At 65.7% G+C, this 11,392-nt stretch carries 12 protein-coding genes and 3 tRNA genes; 13 read left to right on the plus strand and 2 right to left on the minus strand.

All coding sequences use genetic code 11. From position 1 onward, the window contains the following. Positions 1–9 precede the first annotated feature (9 nt). Positions 10–348, plus strand: a complete 339-nt coding sequence (locus tag VF651_10405) for a hypothetical protein (GenBank protein ID HEX7966118.1) — start codon at positions 10–12, stop codon at positions 346–348. On the opposite strand, the gene dsbG is transcribed toward VF651_10405, so the two are convergent. Next, positions 349–1,113, minus strand: a complete 765-nt coding sequence (gene dsbG / locus VF651_10410) for a thiol:disulfide interchange protein DsbG (protein HEX7966119.1) — start codon at positions 1,111–1,113, stop codon at positions 349–351. Between the two features lie 97 nt (positions 1,114–1,210). Here dsbG and VF651_10415 point away from each other — a divergent pair, with 97 nt between their 5' ends. The 5 genes from VF651_10415 (at position 1,211) to VF651_10435 (ending at position 5,426) form a co-directional block, all read left to right on the plus strand. After that, positions 1,211–1,504, plus strand: coding sequence for a UBP-type zinc finger domain-containing protein (locus VF651_10415; GenBank protein HEX7966120.1), 294 nt, complete (start codon positions 1,211–1,213; stop codon positions 1,502–1,504). A 107-nt stretch (positions 1,505–1,611) separates the two neighbouring features. Further along, a complete protein-coding gene (locus tag VF651_10420) occupies positions 1,612–2,385 on the plus strand; it encodes a GNAT family N-acyltransferase (GenBank protein ID HEX7966121.1) in 774 nt (257 codons plus the stop codon). A 4-nt stretch (positions 2,386–2,389) separates the two neighbouring features. Then, positions 2,390–3,184 (plus strand): lysophospholipid acyltransferase family protein, encoded by a 795-nt coding sequence (locus VF651_10425; GenBank protein HEX7966122.1) that lies wholly within the window; start codon positions 2,390–2,392, stop codon positions 3,182–3,184. A 19-nt stretch (positions 3,185–3,203) separates the two neighbouring features. Then, the gene (gene phoU / locus VF651_10430; protein HEX7966123.1) at positions 3,204–3,905 is read left to right on the plus strand and encodes a phosphate signaling complex protein PhoU; all 702 of its coding nucleotides are present in this window, start codon (positions 3,204–3,206) and stop codon (positions 3,903–3,905) included. Positions 3,906–3,935: 30 nt separating this feature from the next. Continuing rightward, on the plus strand, positions 3,936–5,426 hold the full coding sequence (locus VF651_10435; GenBank protein HEX7966124.1) for a Ppx/GppA phosphatase family protein: 1,491 nt from the start codon (positions 3,936–3,938) through the stop codon (positions 5,424–5,426). Position 5,427: 1 nt separating this feature from the next. On the opposite strand, the gene ppk1 is transcribed toward VF651_10435, so the two are convergent. After that, on the minus strand, positions 5,428–7,527 hold the full coding sequence (ppk1, locus tag VF651_10440; GenBank protein ID HEX7966125.1) for a polyphosphate kinase 1: 2,100 nt from the start codon (positions 7,525–7,527) through the stop codon (positions 5,428–5,430). A 196-nt stretch (positions 7,528–7,723) separates the two neighbouring features. On the opposite strand from ppk1, the gene VF651_10445 reads away from it, so the two are divergent. From VF651_10445 to VF651_10475, 7 genes are all read left to right on the plus strand, one after another. Continuing rightward, on the plus strand, positions 7,724–8,824 hold the full coding sequence (locus tag VF651_10445; GenBank protein HEX7966126.1) for a carbohydrate porin: 1,101 nt from the start codon (positions 7,724–7,726) through the stop codon (positions 8,822–8,824). A gap of 204 nt (positions 8,825–9,028) precedes the next feature. Further along, complete coding sequence (locus VF651_10450) at positions 9,029–9,220, plus strand: hypothetical protein (protein ID HEX7966127.1); 192 nt, start codon at positions 9,029–9,031, stop codon at positions 9,218–9,220. A gap of 287 nt (positions 9,221–9,507) precedes the next feature. Further along, positions 9,508–10,524, plus strand: a complete 1,017-nt coding sequence (pstS, locus tag VF651_10455; GenBank protein ID HEX7966128.1) for a phosphate ABC transporter substrate-binding protein PstS — start codon at positions 9,508–9,510, stop codon at positions 10,522–10,524. A gap of 301 nt (positions 10,525–10,825) precedes the next feature. Beyond that, positions 10,826–10,912: transfer RNA gene (locus VF651_10460), tRNA-Tyr, on the plus strand. A gap of 74 nt (positions 10,913–10,986) precedes the next feature. Then, positions 10,987–11,060: transfer RNA gene (locus VF651_10465), tRNA-Gly, on the plus strand. 55 nt (positions 11,061–11,115) lie between these two features. Beyond that, a tRNA-Thr gene (locus VF651_10470) sits at positions 11,116–11,191 on the plus strand. Positions 11,192–11,259: 68 nt separating this feature from the next. After that, the coding region (locus VF651_10475) for a GTP-binding protein (protein HEX7966129.1) at positions 11,260–11,392 on the plus strand (133 nt) is incomplete at its 3' end.

The raw sequence follows: 11,392 nt of genomic DNA on the forward strand, positions 1-11,392 counted from the left end.
GAGAGCAGCATGCATTACATCCTCGACAGCTACCAGAACGTCGTCTGCAGTCCCGGCGACAACGAGAGCATCGAATCCGTCGGGCCCCGGCCGGATCCGGGCAGCGTGGAGCATGCCGGAGATGGCGATCCTGATTACGACAACCCCGAACGCCTCGCCGGAGATCTCTCGTCGGACCGGGCGGAAGGCGACCCGAAGCGGCGGTCGCCTGCGGGCCATGGTAGCGGCGACCGCAACGAGGCCGGCTATGCAGAGGACGGCGAGAGCGTGCGCGGCCGCGGCGCGAGCGGTGAATCCTACGAAGACGAGGCCGACGAAGCGCTGTTCAGGCCGCGGCGCGAGCGCTGATCACTTCGGGTCGAGAGTAGAGATGAATGCCGTCATGTCCTTCGGCAGACCCGCGCTCAGGGCCCACTGACCCGAGCGCCGGAACAGCAGCAGCGGCGTGCCGGGATCGCCCACTTGCCTCAGCTGCTCGCCGTGGGCGAGCAGCGCGGCGCTGACTTGCGGCGGGATGGGGGAGAGGGGCGGGATGCCGCCTTCCTCGTGGGCGGTGTCGAACTGAGTCTCGTCTAGCGCGAGCGCCGCGGCCTTGTCCTTCGCCGCGAGGATCGCAGCTGAGCGGCCCGGGCTGGATTCCTTCAGGAACGCCACCATCACCCAGCGCACCCGCACCTTGCCCGCTTCCAGGAACGGCCGCAGCTGCGTCCACAGGTGATTGCAGTAGATGCAGTTGGGGTCAGCGTAGGCATAGAGCAACGGTGCATCCGGCTTGCCTTCCTCCACCGTGGCGAGGTCCTTCGCCAGCGAGGTGGCGAGCGACTCGGCCTGGGGTGCCATCACGTACTTGTCGAAGTACTGCTGGGTGAGGTTGTTCCCGTCCTTGTCCACCAGCGGTGCGCCGAACACATAGGCGCCGCTAGGCGTGGTGAAGACGATCACGGGACGGTCGGGCAGCCTCACCACCCAGCCGGTGAGGCCGTCCACCGCTGGGAAGCTGCGCTCCAGCTTGGCGCCGCTGTCCAGCAGCTGTTTGAGCGCGGGAGGAGCATCGGTGGCGAAGGTGGTGAGCGGCAGCAGGGCCGCGAGGAGAAGTGCGTATGGGTGTCTCATGGAGCGATTGTGACAGGTCGCGCGCAGTACGGGAAATGCTCCGGTTTGACGCGTCGCGGGTGCAAGGCGAAGACTGCCGTTTTGCAGGAGGCATGTGATGACCCCAGTGAAGCTCAGCCAGCGGCAGGCTAAGTCCGCTGCCTGCATCCATACCAGCCAGGCCCAGGAGGTGGAATACGCCCGGCATGAGTGCCCCGAGTGCATGGCCCTCGGCGACGAGTGGGTGCAGCTGCGCATCTGCATGACCTGCGGCCACGTGGGCTGCTGCGACAGCTCCAAGAACAAGCACGCCGCCGCGCATCACAAGAGGACTGGGCACCCCATCATCAAGACGATCGAACAGGGAGATGACTGGGCCTGGTGCTATGTGGAAAACACCTATCTAAAGTAGGCCGGCCTGCGTGGCTTGCCGGGTTTCACCGAACGGTCAAGGAACCGTCATAGCCTCTTTATAAGCCAACGGCATCCTGACGCTCGGAAACCCGTCAGGAGACCGTCATGGCCGTCAATCCGGAACTGCTGTTCGAGGGCGCCGCTCCCGCCGTCCTGGGGAAACCGGACCTGCACGTGGGCCTCGCCCGCGACGACGAGGAGTTGCGTGCCGCCCAGCGGCTGCGCTACCGGGTGTTCGCCGGGGAGATGCAGGCACGCCTGCACAGCGAAGAACCCGGCCTCGACGTGGACCCCTTCGATGCCTACTGCCGCCATCTCATCGTGCGCGACCGGCGCAACGACGAGGTGGTGGCCTGCCTGCGCGTGCTCCTGGATGTGGACGCGCAGCGTGCGGGCTCATTCTATTCCGAGACCGAGTTCGACCTCGGCAACCTCATCACCGCCCCCGGCCGCGTGATGGAGATAGGGCGGGTCTGCGTGCACCCGGAGTATCGCGGCGGAATGGTGGTGTCCATGCTGTGGGCAGGGCTGGCGCGCTTCTTCCAGGTGTCGCAGTTCAATCGCATCCTGGGCTGCGCCAGCATCCCCGTGCTGGGCGACGGCGCCAACGCCATGGCCGCCTTCGCCACCCTGGCGGAGCGCTACATGGCGCCGGAGGAGTTCCGGGTGCGGCCGAAGCTGCCGCTGCCGCTCAGGGACGGGCCTGTGCCGCCGGCGCGCATCCCCTCGCTATTGCTCGCCTACATGCGCCTCGGCGCGCGGATCTGCGGCGAGCCCTGCTGGGATCCTGACTTCAACACCGCCGACGTGGTGGTATTGCTGGATCCGGCGGACCTGCGCCAGCGCTATGCGCGGCGTTTCCTGAAGCAGGTTGCCTGAGCCCATGCCGCGTGGGCTGATTCGCTTCCTGCGCGCGTCGCTGCTGGCGGTACATGTGCTGCTCGGCCTGCTGTTGGGCGGCCTCACGCTCACGCTGCCACCATTGCGGCGGCAGGTGCCGGCGTTGCGCAGCTGGTGGCTCATGCAGGGGGTCGCGATCCTGGGCATCCGGGTCATCGCCTGCGGCCGGCCCGCACGAGGCCTGATGCTGGCGAACCATCTCTCCTGGGTCGACATCCTCGTGCTCGCCACCCAGTCACGTTCCGGCTTCGTGGCCAAGGCGGAGATGGCGCGCTGGCCGCTGCTCGGCTGGCTGGCGCAGATGGGCGGCACCGAGTTCGTGCGCCGCGGTTCCCATGACGACGTGAAGCGCGTGCTCGCGCGCATGGTGGCGCGGCTCGAGGCCGGTGAGAGTCTGACGCTCTTCCCGGAGGGCACCAGTACGGGCTCCACGTTGCCGCTGCGTTTCCGGCCGCGCCTCTTGCAGGCGGCGGTGGACGCGGGAGTGCCGGTGCAGCCGGTGGCGCTCTATTACGGCACTCGGCTGTCGGCGGTGGCGTTCGTGGGGGAAGACAGCTTCCTCTGCCATCTGTGGCGCCTCCTGGCGGCGGAGCCGGTGCTCGCCGAGGTGAACTTCCTGCCGGAGCTCGCGAGCCGGTCGGGCGACTGCCGTCTGCTGGCGGATGAGTCCTGGCGCGCCGTGACCCACGCGCTGACCCGCCTCGAGCGGTTCGAGCGTGAGGCCGTGATCACGGGAGACGAGGGACTAGGCGAGCCGGAACCGGCCGGCGTCGTCTGACGGTCGGTGGGGAGGGATCATGGAAGAGAACGATCTCAGCACACACATCTCGCATGCCTTCAACGATGACCTGACGCGGATCCGCACCCTGACGCTGGACATGGGACACATGGTGGAGCGGCAGATCGGCGCTGCACTCACCGCGCTCACCACCGCGGACGTGCATCTGGCCCACCAGGTGGAAGTGGAGGACTACCGGGTGGACCTCTTGGAGGTCGCCATCGACAACGAATGCAGCCGGGTGATCGTGCGGCGCCAGCCTACCGCCATGGACCTGCGCTACGTGCTGTCGGTCATCAAGATCACCTCCGATCTGGAGCGGATCGGCGATGAGGCGGAGAAGGTGGCGCGCATCGCCGTGCACCTCACGGGACTGGACCGCCCGTGGGACAACTACGCCGAGCTCGGCCTCCTGGGGCAGGACGTGCGGGACATGGTGCGGGACGCGGTCATGGCGTTCGAGACCTACAACGTGCGCCTGGCGCGGGACGTGCTGCGCCGGGATGCGGCGGTGGACCAGCGTCACGAGGCCATCAACGCCCGCTGCATGGCTGCCATGAGCACCGACCCCCGCGACATCCGCCGGCTGCTTTATGTGCTGTGGCTGACCCGGGCCCTGGAACGCGCCGGGGACCATGCCAAGAACGTGAGCGAGCAAGTGTTTTACTTTGTAGAAGGGCTGGATATCCGGCACGTGACTCCGACGCACGCGCCTGCCTGACCGCCCCATTTTCGGGGTAACCTTAAGTCCATGAAGAAGAAGCAGGCGCCCCACGTCCTGGCCGCGGTGGACCTCGGCTCGAACAGCTTCCACCTGCTGGTGGCGCAGGTCACCGGACGGCGCATCGAAGTGCTGGACAACATGCGGGAGATGCTGCGCTTCGGCTCGGGCCTGGATGCCCGCGGCCGCATCACCCGCCACGCGGAGTCGCGGGCGCTAGCCTGCCTCAAGCGTTTCGGCGACCGGCTCTCGGGCTACAACCCGGAGTTCGTGCGGGCGGTGGGCACCAACACCCTGCGCCGTGCCCGTGCCAGCCAGGACTTCATCGCCGAGGGCGGCCGCATGCTCGGGCACCCCATCGAGGTCATCAGCGGCATCGAGGAGGCACGGCTCATATATAGGGGCGTCTGCGCCTACCTGCCGCCCTCCCGCGAGCGGCGTCTGGTGGTGGACATCGGCGGCGGCAGCACCGAGCTCATCGCGGGGCAGGGCGGCGAACCGAAGTTGATGGAGAGCCTGGCGATCGGTTCCGGCACCGTCACCGACCAGCATTTCCTGCGCGCCGGCGTCACCCGCAAGAGCTACGCGGATGCGCTGCTGGCAGCGCGCCGCCGCCTGGAACCGGTGGAAGCGGCACTGCGTCGCGCCGGCTGGCGCGTGGCATTGGGCTCTTCCGGGACTATCCGGGCAGTGAGTAACGTGTTGGAGGAACTGGGCTGGACCCGCGGCGAGATCACCCATGCGGACCTCCTGCGCCTCGCCGAGCTGCTGGTACAGAAGCGCCACCACCGCCGCTACGAGCTGCCGGGCCTCAAGGCGGAGCGCGCGCCGGTATTCGCCGGCGGCGTGGCGGTACTGCAGGCCGTGTTCGAAGCGCTGGATCTCGGCGTCATGGAAGTGGCGCCGGGCGCGCTACGTGAAGGCGTGCTGCTGGACCTCGTCGGCCGGCTCAAGGACCGGGACGTGCGGGCGGCGGCGGTGGACTCACTCATGGCCCGCTACAGCGTGGACCGGGAACAGGCCCGGCGCGTGGCGGACACAGTCCAGAAGCTCGCCCGCGGCGCGACCCATTGGGACCTGGGAGACGACGGCCGGCGCGCCCTGGGCTGGGCGGCGCAGCTGCACGAATGCGGCCGGGCGGTGGCCCGCAGCGGTTACCACAAGCATGGCGCCTACATCCTGGCGAACGCCGACATGGCGGGTTTCGCCCGCAACGAGCAGCAGCTCCTGGCGGCGCTGGTGCGAAGCCACCGGGGGAGGGTGGACCCCGACGTGTTCTATGGTTTCGCCTGGGCCGAGCAGGACAGGGCGCGCCGGCTCACGGCGCTTCTGCGCCTCGCCTATTCCCTCAATCGTGGCCACGAGCCCGAGGTGCCGCGCTTCAGCTTCAAGGTGCGGGGCAACCAGCTGAAGCTCAAGTTCCAGAAGGGTTGGCTCAAGCGCCGGCCGCTGCTGGAAGCGGACATGGAAGAAGAGATAAAGAACTTAAGAGACCTGGGATTCAATCTGAAGGTCAATTGATTTATTTATCCGCGTACTGCGCCAAGAGTTCTTGTTGTGCCGAATGGTGTTTCTTACCCTTGGCCGACAGCCGCCGATAGCGCCCGTCGGTGGCGAGCTGCCAGGCGCCGGTGTTGTCCTTGAGGTAGCGTTTCAGGTCCACCAGCAGCCGGTCCCGTAGCTTCTTCTGGGTGATGGGGAAGCACACCTCCACCCGGCGGAAGAAGTTGCGCTCCATCCAGTCGGCGCTGGCGCAGTAGACCTCGCGCTTGCCGCCGTTGTGGAAGCAGTAGACCCGGGTGTGCTCCAGGAAGCGGCCCAGCACGGAGCGCACCCTGATGTTGTCGGACATGCCCGGGATGCCGGGCCTGAGGCAGCACACTCCTCTTACGATCAGGTCGATCTTCACCCCCGCCATCCCGGCCCGGTACAGGGCCTGGATCACGCCGGGTTCGGTGAGGGCGTTCAGCTTGGCGATGATGCGGGCCGGCTTGCCGGTGGCGGCATGCTTGCGCTCCCGGTCGATCATCTCAACGACGTCGGTGTGCAGCGTGAACGGCGACTGCTTGAGGCAGGAGAGCTTGCTCAGCTTGCCGAGACTGGTGAGCTGCAGGAAGATGCGGTTCACGTCCTCACCCATGTCCGCGTCGGCGCTGAACAGGCTGTAGTCGGTGTAGATGCGCGAAGTGCGCGGGTGGTAGTTGCCGGTGCCGAGGTGCACGTAGCGCCGGAGTCTCCGGCCCTCGCGCCGCACCACCAGTATCATCTTCGCGTGGGTCTTGTAGCCCACGATGCCGTAGACCACGTGGGCGCCGGCTTCCTGCAGGCGGTTGGCGAGCGCGATGTTGTCCGCCTCGTCGAAGCGGGCGCGCAACTCGATCACCACCGTGACTTCCTTGCCGGCATGGGCGGCGGCGAGCAGGGCGTCGACGATCGGCGAGTCCGGGCCGGTGCGGTACAGGGTCTGCTTGATGGCCAGCACCTTGGGATCGGCGGCGGCCTGGCGCAGGAAATCCAGCACCGGCATGAACGACTCATAGGGGTGGTGCAGCAGCACGTCCTTATCGTCCAGCACTTCGCAGATGGGCTTGCCGCCGGTGAACGCCTTGGGGATACCGGGGACGAACGGCGGGTACTTGAGCTCAGGCCGGTCCACCATGTCGTACACGGCGTCGAGGCGGCTCAGGTTCACCGGTCCTTCCACCGTGAAGAGGTCCTCGGGCGCGAGCTCGAACTCCGAGAGCAGGAACGCAGCGGTCTCCTCGGGGCATTCGGCCGCGACCTCGAGGCGCACCGCATCGCCGTAGCGGCGCGAGGCCAGCTCACCCTGCACGGCGCGCAGCATGTCGTCGATGTCTTCCTCGTCCACATACAGATCGCTGTTGCGGGTGACGCGGAACTGGTAGCAGCCCGTCACCTTCATGCCCGGGAACAGCTCTTCCACGTGGGCGTGGATGACGGAGGAGAGCAGCACGAAGGGGTGCCCTTCCTTCGCCTCCGCCGGGATCTGGATGACGCGCGGCAGCGAACGGGGCGCCTGTACCACTGCCATGCCGCTGTTGCGGCCGAAGGCGTCCTTGCCCTCCAGTGAGACGATGAAGTTGAGGCTCTTGTTGAGGATGCGCGGGAAGGGGTGTGAGGGGTCCAGCCCCATGGGCGAGAGCACCGGCAAGACTTCATCGTGGAAGTACTTGTGCATCCAGGCCTCCTGGGCGGCATTCCACTCGCTGCGCTTCAGCACGCGGATCGCCGCCTTCTCGAGCGCCGGGATCAAGAGCTCGTTGAGCGTGCGGTACTGCTGGCTGACGAGGTCGCGGGCCTCCTCGCTGATGCACCGCACCGCCTCGGACTCCGGCAGGTCGTCCGGGCCCATGGGCGCGGTCTGGAGCTCCAGGCGCTGCTTCAGGCCCGCCAGCCGAATCTCGTAGAACTCGTCCAGGTTGGTGGAGGAGATGCACAGGAAGCGCAGCCGTTCGAGCAGCGGCAGGGAGGGGTCCTGGGCCAGGTCCAGCACCCTGCGGTTGAATGCCAGCTGGCTCAACTCACGGTTGATGTAGAGCCCGGGTTGGTTGAGGTCCACGCTGTCCACGCCGCTTATATACGCATCCAGGTTGACAAGCATATGACAGGGACGCCGTCCCGACGCGGCAATACAACATATGCGCCTGGATCCGTGGGGGGCGAGGGCCGTGCTGTGGTGTTTTAACCTGTCACATCAGGTTCCCGGTTCTGTAATCTGCCTGTCATAGGCGCTCCGTAACCTTGCCCGCCATCCGGTCCTGCCGGCAGATTTCATCAATCATAGGGAGACCTTTGACATGCGTAAGTTCAACCTGATTTCCCTGGCGGTCGCAGCGGTCCTGGCCGCCCCGCTGGCCCATGCCGACGTCGGCGACACGACCCTCGGCGGCGTGCTGTACACCGACCTGACCAGCATCAGCACCACCCAGGATACCGCCACCGGCTCGACCGACAAGGACCCGAACGGTTTCGGTCTGGACGTGAAGCGCGCTTATCTGATCTTCAACCATGACTTCGACGACATGTGGTCCATGAACGTGACCACCGACTTCAACTTCCCGAAGCTGTCGGTCACCGGCACGGACTCCACCGGCGCCACTGTCAACTCCAGCGGCAACGCCCCTGAGACCCAGGTTTTCATCAAGAAGGCCTACGTGCAGGGCAAGTTCAGCAAGCTGGCCGTGCTGCGCGTCGGCGCCGCCGACATGCCCTGGATCCCGTACGTGGAAGGCGTGTACGGCTACCGCTTCGTGGAGAACACCCTCATCGACCGCACCGGTTTCGGCAACTCCGCCGACTGGGGCGTGAACCTGAACGGCAGCGGCGACCTCGCCAACTACTCCGTGTCGCTGGTCAACGGCGGCGGCTACAAGAACCCGAGCCGCAGCAAGGGCATGGACGCGGAAGGTCGCGTGAGCTTCGCGCCGCTGGACGGCAAGCTGATCATCGGCATCGGCGCCTATACCGGCAAGCGCGGCAAGGACATGGAAGCCGCTCCCGCCGCCAACACCGCTAGCCGCCAGGACCTATTGCTGGCCTGGAAGGACGCCGGCCTGACCGTGGGCCTCGAGTGGTTCAGTGCCGACAAGTGGAACGACGTGACCAACACCGGCACCACCACCAAGTCGGACGGCACCTCGCTGTTCGCGTCCTATGACTTCCCGGGCACCGACTTCTCCGTGTTCGGCCGCTACGACGACGTGAAGCCGACCAAGGACACTTTCTCCACCCAGGAAGACAAGTACTACAACGCCGGCTTCGCCTGGAAGTCGAACAAGAATGTGACCTGGGCCCTCGCCTACAAGAGCGACAAGGTGACGGACAACCTCAAGCTCGGCAACACCACTAACTCCCTGAAGACCCAGGAATTCGGCATCTGGGCCCAGGTGAAGTTCTGATCCGGTCCTAAGTTCCAAGCCTCCGAGACGAGAGTTGGGGCGGGTCTGCAAAGACCCGCCCTTTTTTTGGGGGCAGCGATTCTCATGCCTACCCGCCCCCGGCGGTCACAGTGGCGGGCCCGCCTTTTCGGCCGCATGCGGCTGTTCCTTAAGACTTCAGTTCTTCATGGCCCCTTAACAGGGGCGCAAGAAAATCCCGCCAGAATGCCGCTCGAACCCCACCCCGCGAAAGGACCTGCCGCCATGAAGCTCATCAACACCGATTCCTACACGCTGGAAAGCCGCCTGCAGCGGCTGGCCTCGGGCCGCCGGCGCCGCCGCCTGAACCGCCACGCGCCCGGAGCGAACCCCGGGGACAACAGCCCCCGCGGCACCACGCCCAAGAAAGCCGCCTGACCCGAGTTCTCCGCCCGCTTACCCCCGCCCACAGCGCCCATGGCTGTGGGTTTTTCGTTTTCCTTCCGATGCGGTAAAGGCAGGGCGAAACGTCAAATCACGGGGGCGGCCGGACGCTGTAATACTGTTGAAATATTTCAGTCATGGAGGCGTAACGCCCCTCCCCTAAAGTGGCGCGCATCCCGGACGGGCAGGCCCCGCGGGCGTGCCAGATCCGACCATCTCTTAAATTAGGGAGTCACGACATGTCAGTCACTTTCATCAAAAAGGCGGCCCTGGCTGCCGGCATGCTGGCCGCCAGCCTCGGCGGCGCCGCTTCGGCGGCCGATCAGCAGCAGTTCACCGGCGCCGGCAGCACGGCCATCTACCCGGTGCTGTCCGCCTGGTCCGATACCTACCACAAGGACACCGGCATCGCCTTGAACTACCAGTCCATCGGCTCCGGCGGCGGCATCAAGGCCGTCGAGGAGAAGACGGTGAACTTCGGTGCCACCGACAAGCCCCTGACTCCGGACGTGCTGACCCAGAACAACCTGGTGCAGTTCCCGGCGATCATCATCGGCATCACCCCGGTGGTGAACATCCCGGGCGTGGCCCCCGGCCAGATGGTGTTGAACGGCCAGGTGCTGGCGGACATCTACCTGGGCAAGATCACCAACTGGAACGACAAGGCCATCGTGGCCCTAAACCCGGGTCTGACCCTGCCGGACTCCACCATCGCCGTGGTGCACCGCGCCGACGGCTCGGGCACGACCTTCACCTTCACCAACTACCTGTCCAAGGTCTCCGACGAGTGGAAGACCAAGGTGGGCTCCGACACCGCCGTCTCCTGGCCGACCGGCCTCGGTGGCAAGGGCAACGCGGGCGTGGCCAACTTCGTCAACCAGGTGAAGGGCTCCATCGGCTACGTGGAATACGCCTATGCGCTGCAGAACAACATGGCCTATACCAAGATGGCGAACCATGACGGCAAGACCGTCGCCCCGGAGCTGAAGAGCTTCCAGGCGGCCTCGGCCAATGCCGACTTCACCAAGGTGGAGGGTTTCTACCTGATCCTGACCGACCAGCCGGGTGCCGAGAGCTGGCCGATCACGGGCGCCACCTGGGTGCTGATGCGCTCCGATGGTGACAAGGCCCAGAACACCGCCGTGGCCAAGTTCTTCGGCTGGGCCCTGACCAAGGGTCAGGCGCAGGCCGAGAAGCTCCAGTACGTGCCGCTGACCCAGAAGACCTACGACCTGATCGCCTCCTACTGGAAGGCCAAGCTGGGCATCACCCTGAATAGCCACCAGAACTTCCACTGATCGCGGGGAGGGGGCCGGACACCCGGTAAGGGCTCCGGCGGACCTCTAAGGGGCGGCGGTAGGGCAATAGTGCCCTGCCGCCGCCGCTTTTTTAGCCATCCCAAAAGAGATCGTCACCCTCTCTAAGGGGCCTACAAGCCCCGGATTGGCCCCTCCTATGCTTTAGAGCCATCCGGCCGGTGAAAGTGTCGTGCGCGGCAGGCCCGCAAGGCCCCACCCATACCCCCGAAACCCGCGCCGTTCCTGGGCTTTAAGTTGACACGGTTCAGCCACTTATCAGACAATTACCGGCTTCGCCTGTGGAGGGGTACTCAAGCGGCCAACGAGGGCAGACTGTAAATCTGCTGGCTTCACGCCTACGAAGGTTCGAATCCTTCCCCCTCCACCAGACAGTGCGGCGCTTAAGACCACCGGAGCCCTCGTTGGCAGGGTAGACCGGAGCGCCCGGACTAAACGCCTAAAGCGGGTGTAGTTCAATGGTAGAACCTCAGCCTTCCAAGCTGATGGTGTGGGTTCGATTCCCATCACCCGCTCCAGAGTGCTTGCTGGACTGAGTGTCGTCGAAAGAGTGAGAGAGACCGACTGTTTATCGCCCATGTAGCTCAGTCGGCAGAGCACGTCCTTGGTAAGGACGAGGTCACCGGTTCGATTCCGGTCATGGGCTCCAGGTCGCCCGACTCCATATATATGGAGAGGGCAGTGTGAGACGCAACAGAGCAAAAACGGAGTAGCACCGTGTCCAAGGCAAAATTCGAGCGTACCAAACCGCACGTGAACGTTGGCACCATCGGTCACGTCGACCATGGCAAGACCACGCTGACCGCGGCCTTGACCGTGGTGCAGGCGAAGAAGTTCGGCGGTGAGGCGA

The organism is Gammaproteobacteria bacterium, assembly GCA_036383255.1.
GTDB lineage: Bacteria > Pseudomonadota > Gammaproteobacteria > Natronospirales > REEB76 > DASUBN01.

What these genes read in the sequence shown, in the direction of transcription:
- VF651_10415 (HEX7966120.1), top strand. Translation starts at nt 1,211, where the DNA reads ATGACCCCAGTGAAGCTCAGCCAGCGGCAGGCTAAGTCCGCTGCCTGC.
- dsbG (HEX7966119.1), bottom strand. Translation starts at nt 1,113, where the DNA reads ATGAGACACCCATACGCACTTCTCCTCGCGGCCCTGCTGCCGCTCACC.
- VF651_10405 (HEX7966118.1), top strand. Translation starts at nt 10, where the DNA reads ATGCATTACATCCTCGACAGCTACCAGAACGTCGTCTGCAGTCCCGGC.
- phoU (HEX7966123.1), top strand. Translation starts at nt 3,204, where the DNA reads ATGGAAGAGAACGATCTCAGCACACACATCTCGCATGCCTTCAACGAT.
- VF651_10435 (HEX7966124.1), top strand. Translation starts at nt 3,936, where the DNA reads ATGAAGAAGAAGCAGGCGCCCCACGTCCTGGCCGCGGTGGACCTCGGC.
- VF651_10445 (HEX7966126.1), top strand. Translation starts at nt 7,724, where the DNA reads ATGCGTAAGTTCAACCTGATTTCCCTGGCGGTCGCAGCGGTCCTGGCC.
- VF651_10420 (HEX7966121.1), top strand. Translation starts at nt 1,612, where the DNA reads ATGGCCGTCAATCCGGAACTGCTGTTCGAGGGCGCCGCTCCCGCCGTC.
- VF651_10425 (HEX7966122.1), top strand. Translation starts at nt 2,390, where the DNA reads ATGCCGCGTGGGCTGATTCGCTTCCTGCGCGCGTCGCTGCTGGCGGTA.
- VF651_10450 (HEX7966127.1), top strand. Translation starts at nt 9,029, where the DNA reads ATGCCGCTCGAACCCCACCCCGCGAAAGGACCTGCCGCCATGAAGCTC.
- ppk1 (HEX7966125.1), bottom strand. Translation starts at nt 7,527, where the DNA reads ATGCTTGTCAACCTGGATGCGTATATAAGCGGCGTGGACAGCGTGGAC.
- pstS (HEX7966128.1), top strand. Translation starts at nt 9,508, where the DNA reads ATGCTGGCCGCCAGCCTCGGCGGCGCCGCTTCGGCGGCCGATCAGCAG.